This window comes from Streptomyces sp. NPDC014891 (assembly GCF_043081085.1).
Lineage (GTDB): Bacteria > Actinomycetota > Actinomycetes > Streptomycetales > Streptomycetaceae > Streptomyces.
In genome coordinates this window covers 67474-92238 of record NZ_JBIBWF010000008.1, presented here as the reverse complement: position 1 = coordinate 92238, position 24765 = coordinate 67474, and the positions used below count along the sequence as shown (strand labels likewise).

The following is a 24765-nucleotide window of genomic DNA, read 5'->3' as shown; positions in this document are numbered from 1 at the left end:
CGCCATGACCGACGCCCTTGCCCGTCTCCTCGCCATCGTCCCGGCGCCGGACGAGCCACACACGAAGAGCTGGGACGAGGTGGAGCGCACGATCGGTGCCACGCTTCCCTGTGACTACAAGGAACTCGTCCGCGTCTACGGCGGAGGCCACTGGGACGACTACCTGTACGTCCTCGAACCCGGCTGTCCGAATGACGACTACGACCTCGCCGCATGGGCCCGGAACCAGACCGAGGACCTGGAAGGCCTCTGGGAGTTCGAGAAGAAGCCGGTGGAGCTGGAGGCCGAGGGAGCCCGCGTGATCCCGTGGGCGGTCACGGACAACGGAGAGTGTCTGTACTGGCTCGTCCTGCCCGGCGTTCCCCCGGAGCGGTGGACCGTCATGGTGAACGAGGCGCGTGGCGGGCGGTGGGAGCACTTCCCCGTCTCGTGCACGCGGTTCCTGGCGGCCGCATTGGAAGGAGAGCTGCGCTCGGGCGTTATCTCCTCCTCGTTCCCGCTCGCCACTCATACGTTCCGCCGCCTCCGGGCGGGCTGAGGCCGTGGAGAACCGACGGCCCCTCTGTGGTCCCACCGTGAGCGCCTGGAAACGGGAACGGAATCAGCGCCCTGACACCGCCGCACAAGCGGGCGGGTACGCCGAAGGGCCCGGGATCCGTGAGGAGTCCGGGCCCTCCGTGCGTTTCGGTGACTACCGCGCCGCGTCCGGGTGGACCGCGTCCGTGATGTCGACCGTCTTCTTCTCGACCGGCTTGCGGAGCTGGATGTTCAGCTCGCGCAGGCGGGCCTCGTCCAGTTCCGTCGGGGCGCCCATCAGGAGGTCCTGGGCGTTGCCGTTCAGCGGGAAGGCGATCGTCTCGCGGATGTTGGGCTCGTCGGCGAGGAGCATGACGATGCGGTCGACGCCGGGGGCGATGCCGCCGTGCGGCGGGGCACCGTACTCGAAGGCGCGGAGCATGCCCGCGAACTCCTGCTCGACCGTCTCGCGCGAGTAGCCCGCGATCTCGAAGGCCTTGAACATGATCTCGGGCTCGTGGTTCCGGATCGCGCCGGAGGAGAGCTCGATGCCGTTGCAGACGATGTCGTACTGCCAGCCGAGGACGTCCAGCGGGTCCTGGGTCTCCAGGGCCTCCAGACCGCCCTGCGGCATCGAGAACGGGTTGTGCGAGAAGTCGATCTTGCCGGTCTCCTCGTCCCGCTCGTACATCGGGAAGTCGACGATCCACGCGAAGCGGAAGACGTTCTCCTCGAAGCGGCCGGCGCGCTTGGCGGCCTCGACCCGGACCGGGCCCATGATCTTGGAGACCTCGTCGAACTCGCCCGCGCCGAAGAAGATCGCGTGGCCGGGCTCCAGACCGAGGCGCTCGGTCAGGACCTTGACGTTCTCCTCGGTGAGGAACTTGGCGATCGGGCCGGTCAGCGCGTTGCCTTCGCCGACGCGTACCCAGGCCAGGCCCTTCGCGCCGAGCGAGACCGCGAAGTCGCCGAGCTGGTCGAAGAACTTGCGCGGCTGGTCGCCGGTGTCCGGGACCGCCAGCGCGCGGACGTGCTTGCCGGCGAAGGCCTTGAACTCCGAGGCCTCGAAGACGTCGGAGATGTCGACGAGTTCGAGGTCGGTGCGCAGGTCGGGCTTGTCGTTGCCGTACTTGAGCATCGACTCGCGGAACGGGATCCGCGGGAACGGGGAGGTGACGTGGCGGCCGCCGCCGAACTCCTCGAAGAGCTCCGTCATGAGCTTCTCGATGGGCTGGAAGACGTCCTCCTGCTCGACGAAGCTCATCTCGACGTCGAGCTGGTAGAACTCGCCCGGCGAACGGTCCGCGCGGGCGTCCTCGTCGCGGAAGCAGGGCGCGATCTGGAAGTACCGGTCGAAGCCGGAGATCATCAGCAGCTGCTTGAACTGCTGCGGCGCCTGCGGCAGCGCGTAGAACTTGCCCGGGTTCAGGCGGGACGGGACGACGAAGTCGCGGGCGCCCTCGGGGGAGGTCGCGGCGAGGATCGGGGTGGCCATCTCGTTGAAGCCGAGGGCCACCATCTTGGAGCGGATGGCGGCGATGACGGCGGAGCGCAGCATGATGTTGCGGTGCATGCGCTCGCGGCGGAGGTCGAGGAAGCGGTACTCCAGGCGCCGCTCCTCGTTGACGCCGTCGTCGGCGTTGATGGTGAAGGGGATCTGCTTGGCGGCGCCCAGGACCTCGACCGTGGCGGCCTCGATCTCGATCTCGCCGGTCGACAGCTCGGGGTTGACGTTCTCCGCGCCGCGGGAGACGACCTTGCCGTCCACGCGGACGACGGTCTCCTTCGTCAGCTTGTCGAGGACCTCGGCCGCGGCGGTGCCGGGGCGGGCGACGAGCTGCGTGATGCCGTAGTGGTCGCGCAGATCGATGAAGAGGATGCCGCCCAGGTCGCGCCGATTGTGCAGCCAGCCGCTCAGCCGGACGTCGGTGCCGACGTCAGAGGCGCGGAGCTCGCCGCAGGTGTGGGACCTGTACCGATGCATCGTCGTTCATCCAGTCTTCGGGATCTCGGGTCTGGGGCGACCGCCCTGTGGCCCCTGTCACAGACGTCACAGGACACACGGGCAGACCCACCCAGAGTACCGGCCGGGCCAAGATCGGTTTTCGAATACGCTCAGTGGCGATCTGGTGTCCGATATTCATAAAGTGGGGCAATGCGCACCGAGGACGTCCTGGCCGCGATCGCGACCGGCCTGTGGCGCTGGGACAACGCGTCCGGGATCGTCTCGCTCGACGCCGAGGCCGCCCGGCTGCTGGGGCTGCCCGCGGAACCCGTCCGGCTCACCGAGGCGGCCGTGCGCTCGCGGTTCCACCCCGTCGACTGGAACGAGATCGACGGGGTCGTGAACCTCGCCGTCGCCGAGGGGACGCTCGCCGAGGCCCGGCTGCGGATCATGGACGAGCACGGCCGGGTGATCCGGACCGTGCGGAGCCGGTCGAAGCCGCTCGTCCGGGGGAACGACTACGAGCTGGTCGGCACCCTCCAGGAGGTCGCCGAGCAGGTGCCGGGGACCGCGGCGCGCACCCCCGTCACGGGCGACTGGCGCCGGTCCCGCGAGGCGTTCCTCCTGGACGCGGGACGGGCGCTCGCGGAGGCCCGGTCGACGGCCGAGGTGCTGCGGGTGGCGGCCTCCCTGTCGATGCCGGGGTTCTCGCCGGACGGGCTCGCGGTCTTCGGGGTGGCGGGGGACCGGCTCACGGTGATCGGCCACCACGGGCACAGCGAGGGCGACGAGGGCCCGTTCTCGTCGATGTCGCTCGACACCGACTACCCGGCGGCGGAGGTCGCGCGGACGGGCCGGGCGATCTACCTGCCGAGCCCGGACGAGTACCTGCGCCGCTTCCCCGTCACCTGGCCGCTCGCGCAGCGCTTCGGGCGCCGGTCCTGGGCCTTCGTGCCGCTGGTCGTCGCCGGCCGGACGATGGGGGCCTGGATGGCGGCGTTCGAGCATCCGGTGGCGTTCACCCCCGACGAGCGCTCGGTGCTGACGACGGTCGCCCGGATGCTCGCGCAGGCCCTCGCACGCGCGGGCGTGGCCGAGTCCGAGCGGGAGCTGTCGCTGGGACTGCAGCGGACGATGATGCCGGTCCTGGGGCCCGGGGTCCCCGGCATCCAGGTCGCCGCGCGGTACGTGCCGACCGGCGGCGGGCTCCAGGTCGGCGGCGACTGGTACGACATGATCCGGCTGCCCGGCGGCACCTCCCGCACCGGCGGCCGCGGCTCCGGGCGCATCGCCCTCGTCATCGGCGACGTCCAGGGCCACGACGTGCGGGCGGCCGGGCTGATGGGCCAGCTGCGGATCGCCCTGCGCGCGTACGCCTCCGAGGGCCACCGGCCGGACGCCGTCCTCTCCCGCGCCTCGCGCTTCCTGTACGGGATCACCGACGGCGACGACGGGGACGGCGGGGCCGGGCCGCGCTTCGCCACCTGCCTCTACCTGGAGGTCGACCTGGAGAGCGGGACCGTGGACATCGCGCGGGCCGGGCATCCGGACCCGGCGGTGCGGATGAACGACGGAACGGTTCTCCTCAGGCCGACGGCGGGCGGCCTCCCGCTCGGCATCGACCCCGACACCGACTACCCGACGACGCGGCTCACCCTCGAACCCGGCGAGACCCTGATGATCTGCACCGACGGCCTCCTGGAGACCGGCGGGCACGACCTCGACAGCGGCTGGGAGCGGGTCCGCGGGCTGCTGGAGTCCCACGACGGCGAGGACCTGGAGGCGCTCGCCGACACGCTCGTGGAGGCCGTCCACGGCCCCGGCTCGCACCACACGACGGGGCCGCTGGCGGACCGCCGCGAGGACGACATCGCCGTCCTGCTGCTGTCCCGCCGGCCGGTCGGCACGCTCACGGAGGCCCCGCGCCGCACGCTGATGACGATCGCGCAGGCCGAGCCGGAGCGGATCGCCGCGGCGCGCGAGCAGGTGCGGCAGCTGCTGCACGACTGGCGGGACGAGGAGCAGCTCGACTCGGCGGTCCTGATGGTCTCCGAGATGGTCACCAACGTGCTGGTCCACACGGACGGCGACGCGCTGCTCGTCGCCGAGGTCGCCTGCGGGGAGAAGGCGCGGCGGCTGCGCGTCGAGGTCTCCGACGGGAGCGACGAGCTGCCGCACAAGCGGCACCCCGGCGAGATGGCGTCGAGCGGGCGCGGGCTGGTCCTGATGGAGATGCTCGCGGACGCGTGGGGCGTGGACCCGCGGGGCGAGGGCAAGGCCATCTGGTTCGAACTGAACGAACCGAACGGGCCGGACTCGGGACGGGGCTGCTGCGGCTAGCCCGGGGGCGCCTGAGGGGGACGGGCCGGGCCCGCCCCCCACAGGAGGGTGGTGCGGTCAGGCGATGTCGTTGTAGGCGCTGCCTTCCCCGGGGCCCGCGTAGAGCCGCGTGCTCACCCGCGTGAAGGGGCTCTGCCAGTTGCCGGTGGAGCGGTAGAGGTAGGTGCCCTGCGGGCCGTAGCCGATCAGGTCCGGGCGGCCGTCGTTGTCCACGTCCCCGGCGCCGACGAGCCGGCTGAACATGTTCCAGCCGCTGCCGACGCGGGTCCGCGGGGCGAAGGTGCCGTCGCCCTTGCCGAGGTACAGCCACAGGACGCCGGCGGTGTCGCGGGCGACGAGGTCGCCGGCGGCGGCCCCCGCGATGTTCCCGACGGCGGTGATCTGGTTGTAGACGCCCCAGCCGCTGCCGAGACGCACCCGGGAGGCGTAGGGCTTCGTCCAGTCGCCGGTGCCCTTGTAGAGCCACGCGACGCCGTCGGTGGCGGTGGCGACCAGGTCGGACCGGCCGTCGCCGTCGAGGTCGGAACCGCCCGTGATCTTGTCGTAGGCGTTCCAGCCGCCGCCCACGCGCGCGCGGGGCGCGAAGGTGCCGTCGCCCTTGGCGAGGTAGGTCCACAGATCGCCCTTGGCGTCGACCGCGACGAGGTCGCCGTGGGGGGCGCCGCCGATCTGCCCGACCGCCTCGATGTGCTTGTACCCCGTCCAGCCGCCGCCGACGGCCGACCGGCCGGCCGAGGCGTACTGGCCGTCCACCGGCCCGTCGGACAGGTCGTCCCGCCAGAGCGTGCCGGAGGAGTCCCGCGCGAGCAGGTCGGTCGATCCGTTGTCGTTGAAGTCGTGCGGGTTGGCCTGCCGGGTGACCCGGAACGTGCCGGTGGCGCGCGCGGCGCTGCCGATGCCGTTGGGGATGGCGACGAAGTGCCAGGTGTAGGCCCCGTTCGGGGCGACGACGCCGTCGATGGTGCCGTCCCACTCCATCACCGGCCGCGTGGAACGGTCGTCCGGGCCGGGCAGGGTGATGTTCTTGCCGGTGGCCACGTGCGTCAGCGTCAGCATCGCGAAGGCGGGGCGGGAGATCGTCCACTCCCACCGCACCGGGGTGCCCGGCTGCTGGAGGTCGACCGTCGTGGGGATCTTCGAGTCCAGGACGTGGACGGCGAAGTCGCGGCCCGTGCTCGCGACCCGGGTCACCTCGGGGACGCTGCCCTGGACGCCGCCGAACAGCCGGTAGAGACCGTCGGCGTCGTCCTTGACGCCCCGCACGTGCACGGCGCCGTCCGGAGCGTGGGCGACGCTGGAGAAGCGCTCCAGGAGCTCGTACGGCTGGGCGTCGGCCTTGAAGAGGTCCACGGCGTACAGCGGGCTGATCGACTGGCCGGCCGCCTCGCCCGGGACGCCGTACAGCAGCACGTCGCCGACGATGCCGACGACGACGGCCTTCTGGCTGAAGGTGCCGAGCGGGATCTCCTTGGGGAGCCTGCCGGCCCGGTCGACGATGATCCTGTTGCCGTCGGACCGGGCCTCGACGCGGGCGAAGTAGTCGAAGGTGAGGGCGCCCCCGGCCGCCGTCACGAGCTTGCCGGTGTCCCGCTCGTGCCGGAGGGACGTGCCGTGGACGTGGTCGACGAGCCCGAGCGAGTCCTGGTACCGGAACGTGGCACCGGACTCGTACCGGGTGGTGACCAGGACGAGGGCGTCGTTGCCGGCGGACGCGACGACCTTGAAGCTCACGTGGTTGCCGTATCCGGAGAGCTTGACCTTCCTGGTCTGCTCGCCGTTCGGGGTGTACAGCCACAGGTCGTGGTAGTTCCCCCCGCGGGGGACCTGGACGAACAGGTCCCGGCCGATCACGCCGACCAGCTTGGCGCCGGCGGCGAACTCGGCGGCCAGGTCGACCGTGACGGGCGCGGCGGCGGAGGCCGTCATGTCCCGGACGGTGATCGGGCCGCTTTCCTCGCCCGTGACGAGGAAGTCGGACCTGCTGTCGTGGCCGACGGTGGCGCCGCCGACCGGCTCCACCGAACCGTCCGCCTTCCGCCACTCCATGACGGTCGCGCCGGCGGCGTCCTCGCGGGACGTCAGGTAGCCGGTGTCGCCGACGCTGACGACGTCGGTGCCGACCGGCAGGGTCGCCGCGGCGGCGGCCTCGGCGACGGCCGCGGGGACGACGGCGGCGGCCGGGACGGTGACGAGGGCCCCCGTCACGGCCGTGACCGTGGACAGGGTGAGAACCGCGGCGGCGAGCCGGCGGCCGGAGGTGCGGTGCTTCACGCGTGCAGTGCCTTCCGAAGGTGGTGACATGGGGGGGAGCGGCGCGGGAGGCGTCCGGTCCCTGCCTCGGAGCACGCGACCCGGGGGGGGCGTGGCGGTGAAGGCCTTGCGCGAGGGGACCCGGCGGCGCCGTCTGCGACCGCGCGAGCCCCCGGAAGCGGCGGGAACGGCACGGCTGCCCGCACGCACCGCCTGGTACGACCACCGGGGGGTGCGAACGGTTGTACGGGGAATCGGATCTTCCGCTCGCGGGCCCGTCCCGCCGGCGGATCGTGCGCGGGCGGGCCCGTCCCGCGGCGGCCCCGTCAGGGCGCCGGCGGACGCGGCAGCGCCCCCGGAGGCTCGGGGGACTCGCGGGGAGCCCCGTACCGTGTCCGGAGCTCGCCGAGGATCCCGGTCGCCGCGGCCGTCAGCGGTACGGCGAGGAGCATGCCGAGGATGCCCGCGACGGACGCCCCGGCCGTGATCGCCAGCATCACCGCGGCCGGGTGCATCTGCACGGTCCGGCTCTGCACCATCGGCTGGAGCAGATAGCCCTCGATCATCTGGACGGCGAGGACGATGCCGAGCACCCACAGCGCGATGGCGAAGCCGCGGTCGGCGAGCGCGACGAGGACGGCGATCGCGCCGGAGAGGAAGGCGCCGAGGTACGGGATGTAGGCGGTGACGAAGACGAGCGCGGCGAGCCCCACCGCGCCGGGCACGTCGAGCACGACGAGACCGAGGCCGATGAGGACCGCGTCGACCAGGGCGACGAAGGTCGTGCCGCGCATGAACCCCTCGACGGCCTCGAAGGCGCGGCGCGCCATGGCCTCCACGAGGTCGCCGGTGGCGCGGGGGGCGAGGGCGCGCAGGGCGCCGGCGGCGCGGTCCGAGTCCCGCAGGAAGAAGAAGATCAGCACCAGGGACAGCGCGGCGGTGGCGAGCATCCCGCCGACCACGCTGAGGCCCGTGAGCACGCCCGACGCGGCCGTTCCGCCGAACTGCTTCAGCAGCCCCTCGGCGTTCCTGGCGAGGTCGTCGAGGGAGGTCCCGGCCGGGCCGAGGTGCTCGGCGATGTCGGCGGCGGCCTGCCGGAGCGAGGCGACGATCTGGTCGCCGGTCTCGATGAGGGCGGCGACCACGATGTACGTGGCCCCGCCGACGACCGCGAGGACGGCGACGACGGTGAGCCCGGCGGCGAACGACTTCCGGACCTTCATCCGGAGCAGCCGCCGGTAGAGGGGCCCGAGCAGCGCGGTGCCGAGGATGGCGAGCAGGACGGGCGTCACGACCGTCTCGAAGACGACGCACAGCCAGACGCCGACGGCCGCGACCCCGGCGGCGAGGAGCAGGACGACGCACCAGGCGGCGGCCCGGCGCGCGGGTTCGGGAAGGAGCGGGGACGACGTCTGCACCCGACCACCGGACCACGCTCCCCGGCGTGTCGTCGCGCGCGGACCGACCGTACGGGTGACGGGGCGTCAGCGTCCGCCCCCTGCCCGGGGACGCTCGGTGCGGCGGGGCCGCGTCCGGGTGGGGCGCGTTCACGGGTGGGGCGCGTTTTCGGGTGGACCGCGTCCGGGTGGAGCGCTTAGGGAGGGCCGGGTACGGATGAGGCCCCCGACGCCACGCCCGCGCGTGGACGGCCCTCCCGACGCCACGCCCGCGCGTGGGGCCGGACCCCCGTCACACGCCCGCGCGTGGGGCCGGACCCCCGTCACACGCCCGCGTGGGGCCGGACATCCCGTCCGGCCCCACGCGCGTACCGCTACCGCTCCCGCCCTCTCGCGATCCCGCTCGCCGCTCGCCGCTCGCCGCTCGCGGGACCGCTCTCGGGGAGCTACTCGCCCATTCCGTGCACCGCCGGGACCGTGCCGAGTCGGCCCGCCTGGAAGTCCTCGAAGGCCTGGCGGAGTTCGGCCTGGGTGTTCATGACGAACGGGCCGTAGTGGGCCATCGGCTCCCGGATCGGCTGTCCGCCGAGGAGGACGACCTCCAGGTCCGGGGTGTTCCCGTCCTGCTTCTCGTCGGCGCGGACGGTCAGCGAGCCGCCCTTGCCGAAGACGGCGGTCTGGCCCGTGTGGACCGGGCGCCGGTCCTCGCCCACGCTGCCGCGTCCGGCCATGACGTACGCGAGGCCGTTGAAGTCCTCGCGCCACGGCAGGGTGATCTCGGCGCCGGGGCGCAGGGTCGCGTGGATCATCGTGATCGGGGTGTGGGTGATGCCCGGCCCCTCGTGGCCGTCGAGCTCGCCCGCGATGATGCGGAGCAGCGCGCCGCCGTCGGGGGAGGTGAGCAGCTGGACCTGGCCGCCGCGGATGTCCTGGTAGCGGGGGGCCATCATCTTGTCGGCGGCGGGGAGGTTCACCCACAGCTGGAGGCCGTGGAAGAGGCCGCCGCTGACGACGAGGGACTCCGGCGGCGCCTCGATGTGGAGGAGGCCGGAGCCGGCCGTCATCCACTGGGTGTCGCCGTTGGTGATGGTGCCGCCGCCGCCCTGGGAGTCCTGGTGGTCGAAGGTCCCGTCGATGATGTAGGTGACGGTCTCGAAGCCGCGGTGGGGGTGCCAGGGCGTGCCCTTGGGCTCGCCGGGCGCGTACTCCACCTCCCCCATCTGGTCCATCATGATGAACGGGTCGAGGTACTGGTAGTTGATCCCGGCGAAGGCGCGGCGGACCGGGAAGCCCTCGCCCTCGAAGCCCGAGGGGGCCGTGGTCACGGCCAGGACCGGGCGGGGAGCGGCGTCGGCCCGTGCTGCCACGCGCGGCAGGGTGAGCGGGTTCTCGACAGTCACTGCGGGCATGACGGACCTCCTAGAGCGGCCTTCTCCGACCTTGTACGTCCACTTTAGTTGAACGATGAACTTCTTGCCACCCGGAACGCGGAACGCCCGGGAGGAATTCCTCCCGGGCGCTCTCCCACGTCTCGTCTCCAGCGTGCGTCAGCCGTACATCCGGCGCATCGCGAAGTCGACCATCTGCTCCACGGCCTTCGCGTCGAAGACCATCCGGTGGTCGCCCTCCATGTCGAGGACGAAGCCGTACCCGGTCGGCAGCAGGTCGATCACCTCGGCTCCGGTGATCACGAAGTACTTCGACTCCTTGCCCGCGTACCGCCGCAGCTCCTTGAGCGAGGTGAACATCGGGATGACCGGCTGCTGGGTGTTGTGCAGGGCCAGGAAGCCGGGGTTGTCGCCGCGCGGGCAGTAGACCTTGGAGGTCGCGAAGATCTGCTGGAAGTCCTCGGGCGCGAGCGTGCCGGTCGTGAAGGCGCGGACCGCGTCGGCGAGGGAGGGCGGCGAGGGCTCCGGGTAGAGCGGGGGCTGCTGCCCGTACCCGCCCTGCATGCCTCCCGGCATCCCGCCCTGCATGCCGGCCTGCATCCCGCCCTGCTGCGGCGGGGCGTACTGCTGCTGGGCACCCGGATTCTGCTCGTAGCCGTACATGGGGGCCAGCCTATCGACCCGGGACCGGGCGCAGCACGGCACAGGGGCGACTCCCGGCCCCGCTCCGCCCGGGTCTCCCCTCCACCGCGCGCACACGCCCCCTCCACCCCATGTACGGGTCCCCGCCCCCCGCTCGTACGCCTTTTCGTGCGCACCGCCTCCTCTTGCTAGGTTCGCAGCAGCAATGTCGGGCACCACGGGGGTGGCACATGGCGCTGAACGCCGCTTGGGAAGACCTGTTCGGCGGGACCGCACCGCCCGGACAGACCGCGACGATGACCCTCGCGGGCGTGCCCGCCCCCGACTCCGGCGGCGGCGACGCGAACCTCAAGGCCGACGAAGGGCCCTGGCACCAGGCCGGGAACACCGCCGGCGAGCTGCGCACCTCCACCACCACCTCGCTCACCGACCTCGACACGGCGAACGAGGGCGTCGGCGGCGGGACCGCCGGCTTCGACTCCTCCGGCGCCCTCACCGAGATCCTCGGCACCTGGAAGACCCGCCTCACCGCCGTGCGCGACGAGTGCGGCCGGCTGGAGGGCGCCCTGAAGAGCGCCGGCCGCGACTTCGGCGAGCGCGAGGACGCGAACCGGCGGAAGATCGCCGCCGAAGCGCCCGCACCCACACGCGAGGAAGGCTGAGGCCCGTGCCCACCTGGCAGCAGCTGCGCGACGCGAAGCTCGACGAGTACACGGACGCCGCCGACGGCTGGGGCAGGATCAGCTCCCGCTCGAACGCGGACAAGGACCGGGTCGACAACGGCATGTTCGCGAAGATCCACGAGACGCAGAAGGGCGAGACGGCCACCAAGGCCGGCGGCGACGTCCAGCGGCTCTCGCGCAACTACCAGTACCTGCACACCGAGTGCGGTCTGATCCGTACCGCGCTCAACGGTCTCGCCGGCGAACTCGCGGCACCACAGAAGAAGTTGAAGCAGGCCCTGGAGGACGCCGAGAGCCTGAGGTTCACGGTGAAGCCCGACGGCTCGGTGGAGTACCCGACGGACTCCTTCGTCCTCGCCCCCGGCAGCAACACCGCCCAGCACGGCGCCCCCGTCCCGCTCGCACCCGGCAAGGGCGAGGGGGTCGGCAGCGCCGACGCCAACAAGGGCAAGGCCGAGGACATCGCCCAGCGCATCGGCGACGCCGTCCGCGAGGCGGCCGAGATCGACGGCCGGTACGCCGCCTCCCTGCGCAGGCTCAAGGCCGGCCCCGGCCTGGACGTCAGCTCCGCGGACCTCGTCGACGCCGCCGCCGACACCAAGGCCCTCCAGCAGGCCGCCGGGAAGTACGCCGACGACGACCGGATCCCGCACGACAAGTCCCCCAAGGAGAACGCCGACTGGTGGAACGGGCTCACCCAGGAGCAGCGCGACGAGTACGCCACGCTCTACCCGGCGTCCGTCGGCGCCCTGGACGGCATCCCGTCCTCGGTCCGCGACGACGCCAACCGGACGGTCTTCGCCGAGACCAGGGCGCAGATCCTGACCGACCTGGCCAAGCCCGCGCCGAACCAGTACATCCCGAACCCCAACGGCAGTTACCCCGCCGCGGTCGTCAGCCCCGAATACCGGCAGTGGCAGAAGGACCAGGAGCGGCTGAAGGAGCAGCTCGCCGGAAGCGACTCGATCCAGGCCCGGTTCGACGCCACCGGCCGGGAGGGGCTGCCGGAGGCGTACCTCCTCGGCTACGACGCGGACGGGATCGGCCGGGCGATCATCGCGAACGGCAACCCCGACACCGCCGACCACACCGCCGTCTACGTGCCGGGCACGACGACGAACCTGAAGGACTTCGACGCGGACATCAGCCGGATGACGGACACGTGGCGCGAGACCCAGAAGTGGGCACCGGGTGAGAGCGTCTCCACCATCACCTGGTTCGGCTATGAGGCTCCCCAGTCCATCGTGCCCGACGCCATGGAGAAGGACTACGCGTACGACGGCTCGCCCAAGCTCCTCCGCTTCATGGACGGCCTGGAGACCGCGCAGGGCGGTCCCGACAACAGCCACACGACGATCATCGGCCACAGCTACGGCTCGACGGTCGTCGGCGACGCCTCCAACAAGGGTGATCTGGCCGCGGACGACATCGTGGCGGTCGGCAGCCCCGGCATGCTCACCGGCAGGGCGGAGGACCTCGACGTCGGCAAGGACCACGTGTGGTCCGAGGCGGCGACGAGCGACGTCGTCCCGGCGGGCGGGAAGGTCGCCGGACTGGGCGGCTACACATGGGGGGTCGAGACCTGGAACGGCATTCCGTTCAACGCCGGATACGTACAGACCGTGCCGTCGGACGAGCTGTTCGGGGCACACCGCATGGACGTGGACACCAGCGGCCACACCGACTACTGGACGCGGGACTCGGAGAGCCTCAGCAATCAGGCCAAGGTCGTGGCCGGCCGATACGACAAGGTGAACGAGGACCGATGAGACGCACCCACCACCGCACCAGGACCCACCGGGCGGCGCTCGGCGTCCTCTTCCTCTGCCTCACCACCCTCGCGACGGGATGCTCCATGAACGACACCGGCGGCGCCGACGACCTCGGTTACACCCCGACGACCCTCGACGTCGAAGCGGCGCGGGCGCGCACCAAGGAGGTCTCCAGCGAGATCTTCGACATGATCGGCCTGCCGGGCGCGAAGACCACACCGGCCGGTGCGGGCGCCTCCACCTGCGAGGAGGACCCCGAGCACCTCTTCAGGATCCGGCACCCCTGGTCGGTCTACGACGCCACGGAAGAGGAGCTGAAGGAGGGCTTCGAGCGGCTCCACGAGGCGCTGCCCGCCAAGGGCTGGAAGGTCGTCTCGTACGGCCCGAACAGCAGCAAGGCGAAGAGCCTGGAGCTCACGGCGGAGTCGGGGAAGGAGCGCTTCGCCGTGAACGCCGAGCTGTGGGTCGGCAGCACCGACCCGAAGAAGAAGAACCTGATCGGCGTCTCCGTGGTCTCCGGCTGCTTCCGCGCGCCCGAGGGGACGGACCTGAAGGGCCTGTACTGAGCGTCACCGCCGTGCGCGCCCTTCGGGTGCGCGAGGGGCCCGGGGCACATGCCCCGGGCCCCTTTTTCTGCGGCTCGTGTCACAGATGGCCGGATAGGGGTTGCTCTTATTACCGGTGGGTAGCATCATCGTAGGGAAGCGTGGGCTACTCACCGGTAGTACGAGCACGGCCACGCACGCGTACCCGACATCCTCCTCCCCGAGCCTTTACGGAGCCGTCGCCATGGGGCACTACAAGTCGAATCTCCGCGACATCGAGTTCAACCTCTTCGAGGTCCTCGGCCGCGACAAGGTGTACGGCTCCGGGCCGTTCGAGGAGATGGACGTCGAGACCGCCAAGAGCATCCTCGACGAGATCCGCCGCCTCGCCGAGAACGAGCTCGCGGAGTCCTTCACCGACGCCGACCGCAACCCCCCGGTCTTCGACCCGGAGACCCACACCGCCCCGGTGCCGGCCACCTTCAAGAAGTCGTACAACGCCTTCATGGAGTCCGAATACTGGCGCCTGGGCATCCCCGAGGAGATCGGCGGCACCGTCTCCCCGCGCTCCCTGATCTGGGCGTACGCGGAGCTGCTGCTCGGCTCGAACCCGGCCATCTGGATGTACTCCTCCGGCCCGGCGTTCGCCGGCATCCTCTACAACGAGGGCAACGAGGCGCAGAAGAAGGTCGCGCAGATCGCCGTCGAGAAGCGCTGGGGCTCCACCATGGTCCTCACCGAGCCCGACGCGGGCTCGGACGTCGGCGCCGGCCGCACCAAGGCCACCCAGCAGGAAGACGGCTCCTGGCACATCGAGGGCGTGAAGCGCTTCATCACCTCCGGTGAGCACGACATGGAGGAGAACATCCTCCACTACGTCCTCGCCCGCCCCGAGGGCGCCGGCCCCGGCACCAAGGGCCTCTCCCTCTTCCTCGTCCCCAAGTACGAGTTCGACTGGGAGACCGGCGAGCTGGGCGAGCGCAACGGCGTCTACGCCACCAACGTCGAGCACAAGATGGGCCTCAAGGCCTCCAACACGTGCGAGATGACCTTCGGCGACCAGCACCCCGCCAAGGGCTGGCTGATCGGCGACAAGCACGACGGCATCCGCCAGATGTTCCTCATCATCGAGTTCGCCCGCATGATGGTCGGCACGAAGGCGATCTCCACCCTCTCCACGGGCTACCTCAACGCCCTGGAGTACGCCAAGGAGCGCGTCCAGGGCACCGACCTGGCGAACTTCATGGACAAGGCCGCGCCCAAGGTCACCATCACCCACCACCCCGACGTCCGCCGCTCGCTCATGACGCAGAAGGCGTACGCCGAGGGCATGCGCTCCCTCGTCCTCTACACGGCCTCCGTGCAGGACGAGATCGCGGTCAAGGAAGCGGCCGGCGAGGACGCCAAGCCCCTCCACGGCCTCAACGACCTGCTGCTCCCGATCGTCAAGGGCTACGGCTCCGAGAAGGGCTACGAGCAGCTCGCGCAGTCGCTCCAGACCTTCGGCGGCTCCGGCTTCCTGCAGGAGTACCCGATCGAGCAGTACATCCGCGACGCCAAGATCGACACCCTCTACGAGGGCACCACGGCCATCCAGGGCCAGGACTTCTTCTTCCGCAAGATCGTCCGCGACCAGGGCGCCTCCCTGAACGCGCTGTCCGAGGAGATCAAGAAGTTCCTCGCGGTCGGCACCGGCGGCGAGGAGCTGGCCGGCGCCCGCGACGCGCTCGCCAAGGCCGCCGTCGACCTGGAGAGCATCGTCGGCACGATGATCACCGACCTCACCGCCACCGGCGAGGACGTCAAGAACATCTACAAGGTCGGCCTCAACACCACCCGCCTGCTGCTGGCCTCCGGCGACGTCGTCGTCGGCTACCTGCTGCTGCGCGGCGCGGCCGTCGCCGCCGAGAAGCTGGCCGCCGGCGCCACCGGCAAGGACGTCTCCTTCTACCAGGGCAAGATCGCGGCCGCGAAGTTCTTCGCCGCCAACGTCCTGCCGGGCGTGAGCGCCGAGCGCGCCCTCGCCGAGGCCGTCGACGGCTCGCTCATGGACCTGGACGAGGCCGCGTTCTAGGAACGCGCCGAAGGCGCCCCCGGGCGCTCTCGTCCACACCGGCACGGCCCGTCCCCGGGGAGGGGGGCGGGCCGTGCCCGGTTCCGGGGGAGGAAGGCCGGAGCCCGGACCCGGGGGGGGCGGGCCCGGCCCTCCTCCCCCGGACACCCCACCCACCGCCGCCCGGCGAACGCATTGCGGGGCCCCGTATTCGTATTCCGTGCTCTGCGTAAGGTGGAACCCATGAGCAGCGCAGCCTCCCGTCCGACCGCAGGCCCCTTCGACCGCGGGCACACCGACGACCTGATGGCCTTCCTGACGGCCTCGCCCTCGCCGTACCACGCGGTCGCGAGCGCCGCCGAGCGGCTGGAGAAGGCCGGGTTCCGACGCGTCGAGGAGACCGCGGCCTGGGACGCGACGAGCGGCGGCAAGTACGTGATCCGCGGCGGCGCGATCATCGCCTGGTACGTGCCGGAGGGCGCCGCCGCCCACACCCCGTACCGGATCGTCGGCGCCCACACCGACTCCCCCAACCTGCGCGTCAAGCCGCAGCCCGACATGGGCGCGCACGGCTGGCGCCAGGTCGCCGTCGAGGTCTACGGCGGCACCCTGCTCAACACCTGGCTCGACCGCGACCTCGGCCTCGCAGGACGCCTCACCCTCCGCGACGGCAGCCACCACCTCGTCAACGTCGACCGGCCCCTGCTGCGCGTCCCGCAGCTCGCCATCCACCTCGACCGCGGCGTCAACGACGGCCTCAAGCTGGAGCGCCAGCGCCACATGCAGCCGATCTGGGGCCTCGGCGACGTCCACGAGGGCGACCTGATCGCCTTCCTCGCCGCCGAGGCCGGACTCGACGCCGAGGACGTGAGCGGCTGGGACCTCATGGTCCACGCCGTCGACGCACCCGCCTACCTGGGCCGCGACCGCGAACTCCTCGCCGGACCCCGCATGGACAACCTGCTGTCCGTGCACGCAGCCGTCGCCGCCCTCGCCGCCGTCGCCGGCCGCGACGACCTCCCCTACATCCCGGTCCTCGCCGCCTTCGACCACGAGGAGAACGGCTCCGAGGCCGACACCGGCGCCCAGGGCCCCCTCCTGGGCAACGTCCTGGAACGCTCCGTGTACGCCCGCGGCGGCTCCTACGAGGACCGCGCCCGGGCCTTCGCCGGCACCGTCTGCCTGTCCTCCGACACCGGCCACGCCGTCCACCCGAACTACGCCGAGCGCCACGACCCGACGCACCACCCGCGCGTCAACGGCGGCCCGATCCTCAAGGTCAACGTCAACCAGCGGTACGCCACCGACGGCAGCGGCCGGGCGGTCTTCGCCGCCGCCTGCGAGAAGGCGGGCGTGCCGTGGCAGTCGTTCGTCTCCAGCAACGACATGCCCTGCGGCACCACGATCGGCCCGATCACCGCCGCCCGGCACGGCATCCAGACCGTCGACATCGGCGTGGCGATCCTCTCCATGCACAGCGCCCGCGAACTGTGCGGCGCCAAGGACCCCTACCTGCTGGCCAACGCCCTCGTCGCCTTCCTGGAGGGCTGAGCCCCCGGCCGGGGCCCGTGCCGGGGCCCCGGCGAAACATCCGCGAAAGGCCCCGGACGGCAGCCTCGTCCCCATGCATCGCCATGAAGGACCCTCCCGGGGCCGGTTCGCCGCAGGAGTCGGCACCGCCGTCGTGCTCGCCACGGCGGCGGCCGGCCTGCTGATCCACACCTACGACGACCGGCCCCCGTGGGGCACCGACATCGCCTACGAGGGCGGCTTCATCCTCGCCTCCCGCATCCGCGGCTACGACGTGGACGGCTCACGCACCAAGGCGCTGCTCGCCGGGGAGTGCGCGCTCATGCAGCGGCAGGGCATGGGCGGCGACCGGGCCGTCCACGACCCCGCCGCCTGGGTGCGGGGATGCCTGGACGGGGCCGCGGGGCGCCCGTCCAGGAACCAGGGGATCGTCCGCTGACTACGCGTCCATGCCCGCGAGGATCAGCGGCAGCCGGGACACGCCCGCCTCCGTGACCTTCACCGGCACGCCCCAGTCCTGCTGGTGGACGTGGCAGGCCGGGTACTCGTTCTCGGGATCGTCGTCGCAGGACGCGGCCATCGCCGACACGTGCAGGACGCCCTCGGTCAGTTCGGGATTCAGGTCGAGCTCCCGGAAGAGGTCCGTGCCCGTGCCGCCGCCCGCGAGGAGCAGCTCCGGCGGGGTCGAGGAGACCAGCAGACGGGTCGAGGGGCCGTAGCGCTCGTCCAGCTTCTGGCCCTTCGGGGCCTGGAAGACCACGTCCAGCCGGAGCCGGCCCGGAGCGACCTCGGTGGCCTCGCGCCGGGTGCGGTGGGCGACGGCCTCGACCTGGACGGCCTCCTCGGGCAGGCGCAGCCGGGTCAGCCGGTGCCGGGCCGACTCGACGACCACGATGTCGCCGTCGACGAGGACCGCGTCGCTGGGCTCGCGCAGGTCGGTGGCGAGCGTCGTCACCTCGCCGGACGCCGGGTCGTAGCGGCGCAGGGCGTGGTTGTACGTGTCCGAGACGGCGACCGAGCCGTCCGGGAGGGCGGTCACGCCCAGTGGGTGCTGGAGCAGCGCCTGGCCGGCGTCGCCGTCGCGGTGGCCGAAGTCGAAGAGCCCGGTGCCGACGGCCGTGTGGACCATTCCGTCGGGGTCGATCCAGCGCAGGGCGCTGGTCTCGGAGTCGGCGATCCACAGCCGGTCCCCGGTGGCGGACAGCCCCGAGGGCTGGGCGAACCAGGCCTCGGCGGCGGGCCCGTCGACGAGGCCCTCGTTGGTGGTGCCGGCGGCGACCTCGACGGTCCCGGTGGCCGGGTCGTAGGTCCACAGCTGGTGCACGCCGGCCATGGCGATCCACACCTTGCCCTGCCACCAGGCGACGTCCCACGGCGAGGACAGGTCGACGTCGAGGGCGGGCCCGGAGGTGGGGGAGCCTTGCCACCACTGCTTCCCGGTGCCGGCGATCCGCTCGATCACGCCGGTCGCCGGGTCGTAGCGGCGCAGGGCGTGGTGGACGGTGTCCGCGACGACGATCGACCCGTCGGGCAGCTGCGCGAGCCCCTGCGGCTCCCGGAAGACGCCCTCGCCGATCCGCCGCACGACGGTCTCGCCGTCGGCGGCCAGCTCGACGAGCTGGTGCCGGGTGGTGTCGGAGACCAGGAAGTTCCCGGAGGGCAGCAGGACCGCCTTGCCGGGGAAGCGCAGATCGGTGGCGACGGGCTCGGGCGCGACGTACGGACCGTCCCCGCGCCGCAGGGTCCCCTTGGCCTCGTGCTCGGCCTCCAGCTCCTCGACGAGGGTCCGGATGGCGTTGGCGTGCCCCTCGCCGGCGTGCTGGGCGACGACGTACCCCTCGGGATCGATCACGACCAGCGTCGGCCAGGCCCGCACGGCGTACTGCTTCCAGGTCGCGAGCTCCGGGTCGTCGAGGACGGGGTGGTGCACCTCGTACCGCTCGACGGCGTCGACGACGGCCTGGTGCTCGGCCTCGTGCACGAACTTCGGCGAGTGCACGCCGACGATGACGAGCGTGTCGCGGTGCTTCTCCTCCAGATCACGCAGCTCGTCGAGCACGTGCAGACAGTTCACGCAGCAGAACGTCCAAAAGTCCAAGATCAACGTGCGACCTCTGAAGTCGGCGAGCTTCAGATCCTTCCCGCCGGTGTTGATCCAGCCGCCCTTGCCGATCAGCTCGGGGGCACGGACACGGGCACGGCGGGGCGCGGGCGCGGGGGTGGGCGCCGGGGCAGCATCGTTCATCCTTCAAGCTTGCCATCCGGGGTGAGAAGCGCCGCAGGGCCGGGCAGGCATAGCGGCGTGAAATATCTCGTACGGGACAAGATCTTCGCGATCGGTGACGACTACTGGATCGAGGACGAGGAGGGGCGCCATGCCTTTCTCGTCGACGGGAAGGCACTGCGGCTGCGCGACACTCTGGAGCTCAAGGACCCCGACGGGCAGGTCCTGATCACCCTGCGGCAGAAGATGTTCAGTCTGCGGGACACGATGACGATCGAGCGGGACGAGCGGCCGCTCGCGACCGTGCGGCGCAAGCGTCTGTCGCTGCTGCGCAACCACTACCGGGTGACGCTCGTCGAGGGCACCGAACTCGACGTCAGCGGGCGGATCCTGGACCGGGAGTTCGCCGTCGAGTACGAGGGGGAGCTCCTCGCCCACATCTCCCGGCAGTGGTTCCACGTCCGCGAGACGTACGCGGTGAACGTGGTCCGGGAGGACTCGGACGCCGCGCTGCTCGTGGCCGTCGCGGTGTGCGTGATCCGGATGGCCGAGCGGGAGAGGGAGGACTAGGGGCGGGTCGGGGTTCGGGTGAGGGCCTGGTCAGGCCGTTCGGGTGAGGGCCTGGTCAGGCCGTGCGGGTGAGGGCCTGGTCCAGGTCCGCCCACAGGTCCTCCACGTGCTCGATGCCGACGGAGATCCTGACCGTGCCGGGGCCGATGCCGGCCGCCGTCAGGGCCGCCTCGTCGAGCTGGTGGTGGGAGGTGGACGCCGGGTGCATCACCAGGGTCTTGACGTCGCCGAGGGAGACGCTCAGGGAGGCGAGGCGGACCGCTTCGACCAGGGTGCGGCCCGCCTCCCGGCCGCCCGCCAGGTCGAGGGAGATCACCCCGCCGCCGCCCGCGGGCAGCAGCCGGGCGGCGATCGCCCGGTCCGGGTGGTCCGCGAGGGCGGGGTGGCGCACCGTCGCCACCGCCGGGTGCGCGGCGAGCCGGGCCGCCAGGTCGGCGGCGCTCGCGCACTGGCGTTCCATGCGCAGGGACAGGGTCTGCATGCCGCGCAGGGTGAGCCAGGCGGCGAACGGGTCGGTGGACGCGCCCTGTTCGACGGCGTGGCGGCGGACCCGGCGGTAGAGGGCGTCGTCCTTGAAGACGGCCACGCCGCCGAGGACGTCCGCGTGTCCGGACAGGTACTTGGTCGCGGAGTGGACGACGATGTCGGCGCCGTGGTCGAGGGGCCGGAAGAGCAGCGGTGAGGCGAAGGTGTTGTCGACGGCGACCGGGACGCCCGCCCCGGCGGCGACGGCGGCGAGCGCGGGGACGTCGGAGACCCGGGTGGTGGGGTTGGCGATGGTCTCCAGGTAGAGCAGCCGCGTCCGGGGGCGCAGGGCGGCCCGCACCTCCTCGGGGTCGGTGCCGGAGACGTAGGTGACGTCGACGCCCCAGCGGGTGGCGAGGTCGGTGAGGACGGCGTAGGTGCCGCCGTACAGGCAGGTCTGGGCGATGACGTGGTCGCCGGCGGCGAGCAGGCCGAGGAGGACGCCGTTCACGGCGCCCATGCCGGAGGCGAAGGCCTGGCCGGCGATGCCGCCTTCGAGGCGGGCGACGGCGTCCTCCAGGGTGCGGACGGTGGGGTTGCCGAGGCGGCTGTAGAGGAAGGCGTCTCCTGAGGTGAAGGCGGTGGCGAGGGCGTCGGCGGAGTCGAAGGCGAAGACGTGGCCCTGGTGGAGGGGGACGCCGAGCGGCCGGCTGCCGGTGATCTCGACGTGCGGGGGGTGGACGGCGAGGGTCTCGGCCCGGGGGGTACGGGGGCGGGGCGCCGTGGCGGCGGGGGAGGTCGCGGGGGTGGTGGGGCGGGAGGCGGTGTCGGTCATGAACTCAGTCTGTGGACGGGCCGTTTGCCTTCCCAGGTCCAATCCCGGCAGATTGGTCCGGCCATGAAGCACCTCGCTCCGCCTCCGGCCACCGACGACCTCGTCTCCCGGCTCGGCCGCTGGTCCGCCGGCCGCGGGCCCCTGTACCTGCTGCTCGCGGCCCGGCTGCGTCGGCTGGTCGACGAGGGCGCGCTGCCGCCGGGGGCCCTGCTGCCGCCGGACCGGCGGCTGGCGAAGGCGCTGGCCGTGGGCCGTACGACGGTGGTCGCGGCGTACGACACCCTGCGTCAGGAGGGGCGGCTCGTGCGGCGGCAGGGCAGCGGCACCCGGGTCGCGCGGGCGGCGCTCGCGCCGGAGGAGCCGCGGGTGGTGGAGACGTCCAACCCGTTGTTCCTGCACCTCCTGGAGGCGCCGGACGACGTGATCCTGCTGAGCTGTGCCGCTCCCGTGGAGCCGCCGCCGGAGCTGGCGGAGGCGTACCGCTCGCTGGTGCTGCCGGCTGGGGACCTGGGGTACCACCCGGCCGGACTCGGGGTGCTGCGGGAGGCGGTGGCCGGGCGGTACGCGGAGCGCGGGGTGCCGACGGACCCGGGGCAGGTGCTGGTGACGACGGGTGCGCAGCAGGGGCTGGCGCTGCTGGTGCGGCTGCTGCTGGCGCCGGGGGACGAGGTGCTGCTGGAGGCGCCGACGTATCCGGGGGCGCTGGACCTGTTCCGGGAGGCCGGTGCCGTGCCGCTGCCGGTGGCGGTGGGGCCGGACGGCCTCGACGTGGCGGGCGCGGTGGGGGTGCTGGAGGCCCGGCGTCCGGCGCTGGCCTATGTGGTGGCCCGGTTCCAGAATCCGACGGGCGCGGAGCTTCCGCCGCTCGCGGGGCGGCGGCTGGTGGAGGCGGCGAACGCGTGGGGGGTGCCGCTCGTCGACGACGAGGTGCTGGGCGATCTGGGGTTCGGGACGGCGGGGGATCCGCCGCCGCTGTGCGCGTACGGCGAGGTGATCTCGGTCGGTTCGCTGAGCAAGGTGGTGTGGGGCGGGCTGCGGATCGGCTGGGTGCGCGGTCCCGCGCCGTTGATCGCGCGTCTCGCCCGGTTGAAGGCGGTGCACGATCTGGGCTGTGACGTGGCGTCGCAGCTGGTCGCGGCGCGGCTGCTGGCCGGGTTCGGGTCCGTGCGGGCGGCCCGGCTGCGCGATCTGCGGGCGGGGCACGCGTTCCTGCGGGCGGAGCTGGCGCGGTGGCTGCCGTCCTGGTCGTGTCCGGCGGCGGTCGGCGGTCAGACGGTGTGGGTGCGGTTGCCGCACGGGGACGGGGTCTCGTTCGCGCAGGTCGCCCTCCGGCACGGGGTGGCCGTTCTGCCGGGTGCCACCGCCGACGCCCTCGGGGGGAGTGTGCGGCATCTGCGGTTGCACTTCCTGCTGCCGCCTCCGGCGCTGTCGGAGGCGGTGCGGCGTCTCGCGGCGGCCTGGGCGGAGTACGCGCCGGCGGCGGGGCCGGGTCCGGTCGGGCCGCGGGGTGCGGGGCCGGGTGCCTCCCCGCGGGGGATCACGCGGTGACGGCCGGGCGCTGACCAGGGAGGAGCGCTCCAGCCTTGCATCCGGGGCGCCGTCACGGAAACATACGGTGCACCTGCAAAGCGATGATCATTCTTTTCCATGGGGGCGCAGCGGCATGGGTTTTGACGAGGACTGGGCCGGGATTCGGTCCGGCGCGACCGAACAAGCCCCCGTCGGCACGCGGTTGAACCAGCTGGACGGCGGCGGCGGTGGCGGCGGCACGTCCGGCGGGCCGCCGAACCTCGCTACCGCACCAGCAAAGAAGAAGGCCGCGGCAAACACCATCGAGAACGAGCTGGAGCCGGACACGGCCAAGGCGGCCAAGGTGGCCGACGCCGCCACGACCGCCGCCGTCGGCGGCTTCGAGGGATGGGCGACCGCGGCCGGCCTCAAGACGGTCGAGACCACGTGGGACAGCCAGGTGAAGAACCTCCTCGCCCGCCTCGCCTCCGAGAAGACCGCCCTGCGCAGCACCGCGGTCTCGTTCAGCCAGCAGGAGCTCGACAACCGTGCCCGGCTCGCGGGGGTCCGGCCGACCTCGCGCATCGAGCAGTACTGAGGGGGCGGACGTACATGCTGACGTACTCCGAGATCATGACGACCGACCTGGGCAAGCTGTCCAGCACCGCCGACAAGTGGACGGAGATGGCGGGTGACCTGAAGAAGGTCGAGGAGCGGTACCGCGACAGCGTCGAGTCGCTGACGACCTCGCAGGCCTGGCTGGGCGAGAGCGCGACCGCCGCGCAGACGAACTTCGCGGGCACCCGCTACGAGTACCAGGCCGCGCAGACCCAGGCGAAGGCCACCGCGACGGTGCTGCGCAACGCCCACGAGCAGTTCACCGAGCTGAAGAAGCAGCTGGAGAACGCCCGCGCCGACGCCGTCAAGGCCGGGATGAAGGTGTCCGAGCAGGGCCGGGTGGCCTACGACTACGACCGGCTCTCGGCGAGCGAGCGCAGTGCCCTGCACCACGACCCGGACGGCGCGAAGAGCGTGCGGGAGGCCGAGACGGCCTGGACCGAGCACATCGACGGCTGCGTCAAGGCCTTCGACGTCGCCGACCAGGACCTGAAGAAGGACCTGGAGGCCGTGGTCAAGGACGGCCAGGGCAACAAGAACGACGCCACCGCCGGCACCGGGTTCAACGGTGACGCCGGGAAGGTCGCCGCGGCCGACGACAAGGCCAAGGACGACCGGATGAACCTGGCCTGGCTCAAGATGAAGGACAACGAGACGCTCGACGACTACGTCCAGCGGCTCCAGCGCGACGGCATCGCCAAGCTCACCGGCAACGAGAAACTGGCCGACCTGGTCGCCAAGTTCACCAACGGCACGATCACGGCCGGCGCCTTCGCCGGTGCCCTGACCGCGGCCGGCCTGTACTCGTACAAGCTGTCCAAGGCGATCCGGCCGCCGTTCGTCCACCCGACCGCGCCCGGCACCTTCCTGTCCAAGCACTTCAACATGCGGCTGGCGGGCGCGGCGCCCGGCAGCCTGCTCACCAAGATCCCGCCGGGTCTCGCGACCGCGCTGACCGGCTCGGACGAGGCCGCCATGCTCGGCGGGTTCATGCGCAACGGCGCCTTCTTCATGCCGACCGCCGCCGAGGCGAACCTCCTGAAGGTCGCGCAGAACGGCGGTCTCGCCAACGCCGCCAAGGCGGCCGGCGTGCTGCGGGGCGCGGGTGTCGTCGGCGGGGTCGCGGCCACCGCGTACGGCATCGCCAACCTCACCACGTACAACACGGACATGATCAAGGCGGACCCGGCGAAGTTCGCCTCGGACCTCACGGGGACGGCGTTCAGCGCGTCGATGACGGCGCTGACCGTCGCCCCGAACCCGGTCACCCTCGGCCTCGCCGTCGGTACCGGCGTGGCCTACGGCGCCGCGCTGATCTGGGACAACCACGAGGCGATCGGGAAGGGTATCGAGCAGGCCGGGGACTGGATCGGCGACAAGGCGTCCGACGTGGGCTCCGGCATCGCGAGCGGGGCGAAGAAGCTGGGCAGTGCCCTGAACCCCTTCGACTGACCCGACCGCGACCACCCGAGATCTTCCCGAC

19 protein-coding genes are annotated in these 24765 nt (G+C 72.2%); 12 read left to right on the top strand and 7 right to left on the bottom strand.

Annotated elements, in window-relative coordinates:
- Nucleotides 1-4: 4 nt before the first annotated feature.
- Complete coding sequence (locus tag ACF09E_RS23050) at nucleotides 5-538, top strand: SMI1/KNR4 family protein (protein WP_392206797.1); 534 nt, start codon at nucleotides 5-7, stop codon at nucleotides 536-538.
- A gap of 153 nt (nucleotides 539-691) precedes the next feature.
- Here ACF09E_RS23050 and aspS read toward each other — a convergent pair whose 3' ends face one another.
- Nucleotides 692-2500, bottom strand: coding sequence for an aspartate--tRNA ligase (aspS, locus tag ACF09E_RS23045; RefSeq protein ID WP_392206796.1), 1809 nt, complete (start codon nucleotides 2498-2500; stop codon nucleotides 692-694).
- Between the two features lie 171 nt (nucleotides 2501-2671).
- On the opposite strand from aspS, the gene ACF09E_RS23040 reads away from it, so the two are divergent.
- Nucleotides 2672-4801 (top strand): SpoIIE family protein phosphatase, encoded by a 2130-nt coding sequence (locus ACF09E_RS23040; RefSeq protein WP_392206795.1) that lies wholly within the window; start codon nucleotides 2672-2674, stop codon nucleotides 4799-4801.
- Nucleotides 4802-4858: 57 nt separating this feature from the next.
- On the opposite strand, the gene ACF09E_RS23035 is transcribed toward ACF09E_RS23040, so the two are convergent.
- The 4 genes from ACF09E_RS23035 to ACF09E_RS23020 form a co-directional block, all read right to left on the bottom strand.
- Nucleotides 4859-7072 carry an FG-GAP repeat domain-containing protein gene (locus ACF09E_RS23035; RefSeq protein WP_392206794.1) on the bottom strand — a complete coding sequence of 738 codons (2214 nt, stop codon included), beginning with the start codon at nucleotides 7070-7072 and terminating at the stop codon, nucleotides 4859-4861.
- Nucleotides 7073-7377: 305 nt separating this feature from the next.
- Nucleotides 7378-8469: an AI-2E family transporter gene (locus ACF09E_RS23030; protein WP_392206793.1), complete on the bottom strand. Its 1092-nt coding sequence runs from the start codon at nucleotides 8467-8469 to the stop codon at nucleotides 7378-7380.
- Between the two features lie 425 nt (nucleotides 8470-8894).
- Nucleotides 8895-9857 carry a pirin family protein gene (locus ACF09E_RS23025; protein WP_392206792.1) on the bottom strand — a complete coding sequence of 321 codons (963 nt, stop codon included), beginning with the start codon at nucleotides 9855-9857 and terminating at the stop codon, nucleotides 8895-8897.
- Nucleotides 9858-9995: 138 nt separating this feature from the next.
- The gene (locus ACF09E_RS23020) at nucleotides 9996-10499 is read right to left on the bottom strand and encodes an SseB family protein (protein ID WP_361861887.1); all 504 of its coding nucleotides are present in this window, start codon (nucleotides 10497-10499) and stop codon (nucleotides 9996-9998) included.
- Between the two features lie 209 nt (nucleotides 10500-10708).
- Between ACF09E_RS23020 and ACF09E_RS23015 the strand changes: the two genes are divergently transcribed.
- The 6 genes from ACF09E_RS23015 to ACF09E_RS22990 all read left to right on the top strand — a co-directional run bounded on the left by ACF09E_RS23015 (nucleotide 10709) and on the right by ACF09E_RS22990 (nucleotide 17500).
- Entirely contained in the window at nucleotides 10709-11140 is a 432-nt protein-coding gene (locus ACF09E_RS23015) for a hypothetical protein (protein WP_392206791.1), read from the top strand.
- Nucleotides 11141-11145: 5 nt separating this feature from the next.
- A complete protein-coding gene (locus ACF09E_RS23010; RefSeq protein WP_392206790.1) occupies nucleotides 11146-12930 on the top strand; it encodes an alpha/beta hydrolase in 1785 nt (594 codons plus the stop codon).
- Complete coding sequence (locus tag ACF09E_RS23005) at nucleotides 12927-13499, top strand: hypothetical protein (RefSeq protein ID WP_392206789.1); 573 nt, start codon at nucleotides 12927-12929, stop codon at nucleotides 13497-13499. Before ACF09E_RS23010 ends, ACF09E_RS23005 begins: the two co-directional genes overlap by 4 nt.
- A 223-nt stretch (nucleotides 13500-13722) precedes the next feature.
- Nucleotides 13723-15552, top strand: coding sequence for an acyl-CoA dehydrogenase (locus ACF09E_RS23000; protein WP_392206788.1), 1830 nt, complete (start codon nucleotides 13723-13725; stop codon nucleotides 15550-15552).
- A 222-nt stretch (nucleotides 15553-15774) separates the two neighbouring features.
- The gene (locus tag ACF09E_RS22995) at nucleotides 15775-17082 is read left to right on the top strand and encodes a M18 family aminopeptidase (RefSeq protein WP_392206787.1); all 1308 of its coding nucleotides are present in this window, start codon (nucleotides 15775-15777) and stop codon (nucleotides 17080-17082) included.
- 73 nt (nucleotides 17083-17155) lie between these two features.
- A complete protein-coding gene (locus ACF09E_RS22990) occupies nucleotides 17156-17500 on the top strand; it encodes a hypothetical protein (protein WP_392206786.1) in 345 nt (114 codons plus the stop codon).
- On the opposite strand, the gene ACF09E_RS22985 is transcribed toward ACF09E_RS22990, so the two are convergent.
- Nucleotides 17501-19306 (bottom strand): NHL domain-containing thioredoxin family protein, encoded by a 1806-nt coding sequence (locus ACF09E_RS22985; RefSeq protein ID WP_392206785.1) that lies wholly within the window; start codon nucleotides 19304-19306, stop codon nucleotides 17501-17503.
- A gap of 57 nt (nucleotides 19307-19363) precedes the next feature.
- Between ACF09E_RS22985 and ACF09E_RS22980 the strand changes: the two genes are divergently transcribed.
- Nucleotides 19364-19855 (top strand): LURP-one-related/scramblase family protein, encoded by a 492-nt coding sequence (locus ACF09E_RS22980; protein ID WP_392206784.1) that lies wholly within the window; start codon nucleotides 19364-19366, stop codon nucleotides 19853-19855.
- A gap of 55 nt (nucleotides 19856-19910) precedes the next feature.
- Here ACF09E_RS22980 and ACF09E_RS22975 read toward each other — a convergent pair whose 3' ends face one another.
- Complete coding sequence (locus ACF09E_RS22975) at nucleotides 19911-21155, bottom strand: trans-sulfuration enzyme family protein (RefSeq protein ID WP_392206783.1); 1245 nt, start codon at nucleotides 21153-21155, stop codon at nucleotides 19911-19913.
- 63 nt (nucleotides 21156-21218) lie between these two features.
- Between ACF09E_RS22975 and ACF09E_RS22970 the strand changes: the two genes are divergently transcribed.
- From ACF09E_RS22970 to ACF09E_RS22960, 3 genes are all read left to right on the top strand, one after another.
- Entirely contained in the window at nucleotides 21219-22703 is a 1485-nt protein-coding gene (locus ACF09E_RS22970) for a PLP-dependent aminotransferase family protein (protein ID WP_392206782.1), read from the top strand.
- Between the two features lie 115 nt (nucleotides 22704-22818).
- On the top strand, nucleotides 22819-23262 hold the full coding sequence (locus ACF09E_RS22965) for a hypothetical protein (RefSeq protein ID WP_392206781.1): 444 nt from the start codon (nucleotides 22819-22821) through the stop codon (nucleotides 23260-23262).
- A 14-nt stretch (nucleotides 23263-23276) separates the two neighbouring features.
- Nucleotides 23277-24734: a hypothetical protein gene (locus ACF09E_RS22960; protein WP_392206780.1), complete on the top strand. Its 1458-nt coding sequence runs from the start codon at nucleotides 23277-23279 to the stop codon at nucleotides 24732-24734.
- The last annotated feature ends 31 nt before the right edge of the window (nucleotides 24735-24765 follow it).

What these genes read in the sequence shown, in the direction of transcription:
- ACF09E_RS22975 (WP_392206783.1), bottom strand. Translation starts at nt 21,155, where the DNA reads ATGACCGACACCGCCTCCCGCCCCACCACCCCCGCGACCTCCCCCGCC.
- ACF09E_RS22985 (WP_392206785.1), bottom strand. Translation starts at nt 19,306, where the DNA reads ATGAACGATGCTGCCCCGGCGCCCACCCCCGCGCCCGCGCCCCGCCGT.
- ACF09E_RS22965 (WP_392206781.1), top strand. Translation starts at nt 22,819, where the DNA reads ATGGGTTTTGACGAGGACTGGGCCGGGATTCGGTCCGGCGCGACCGAA.
- ACF09E_RS23025 (WP_392206792.1), bottom strand. Translation starts at nt 9,857, where the DNA reads ATGCCCGCAGTGACTGTCGAGAACCCGCTCACCCTGCCGCGCGTGGCA.
- ACF09E_RS23000 (WP_392206788.1), top strand. Translation starts at nt 13,723, where the DNA reads ATGGGGCACTACAAGTCGAATCTCCGCGACATCGAGTTCAACCTCTTC.
- ACF09E_RS22990 (WP_392206786.1), top strand. Translation starts at nt 17,156, where the DNA reads ATGCATCGCCATGAAGGACCCTCCCGGGGCCGGTTCGCCGCAGGAGTC.
- ACF09E_RS23050 (WP_392206797.1), top strand. Translation starts at nt 5, where the DNA reads ATGACCGACGCCCTTGCCCGTCTCCTCGCCATCGTCCCGGCGCCGGAC.
- ACF09E_RS23015 (WP_392206791.1), top strand. Translation starts at nt 10,709, where the DNA reads ATGGCGCTGAACGCCGCTTGGGAAGACCTGTTCGGCGGGACCGCACCG.
- ACF09E_RS23005 (WP_392206789.1), top strand. Translation starts at nt 12,927, where the DNA reads ATGAGACGCACCCACCACCGCACCAGGACCCACCGGGCGGCGCTCGGC.
- ACF09E_RS23020 (WP_361861887.1), bottom strand. Translation starts at nt 10,499, where the DNA reads ATGTACGGCTACGAGCAGAATCCGGGTGCCCAGCAGCAGTACGCCCCG.
- ACF09E_RS22960 (WP_392206780.1), top strand. Translation starts at nt 23,277, where the DNA reads ATGCTGACGTACTCCGAGATCATGACGACCGACCTGGGCAAGCTGTCC.
- aspS (WP_392206796.1), bottom strand. Translation starts at nt 2,500, where the DNA reads ATGCATCGGTACAGGTCCCACACCTGCGGCGAGCTCCGCGCCTCTGAC.
- ACF09E_RS23040 (WP_392206795.1), top strand. Translation starts at nt 2,672, where the DNA reads ATGCGCACCGAGGACGTCCTGGCCGCGATCGCGACCGGCCTGTGGCGC.
- ACF09E_RS22970 (WP_392206782.1), top strand. Translation starts at nt 21,219, where the DNA reads ATGAAGCACCTCGCTCCGCCTCCGGCCACCGACGACCTCGTCTCCCGG.
- ACF09E_RS22995 (WP_392206787.1), top strand. Translation starts at nt 15,775, where the DNA reads ATGAGCAGCGCAGCCTCCCGTCCGACCGCAGGCCCCTTCGACCGCGGG.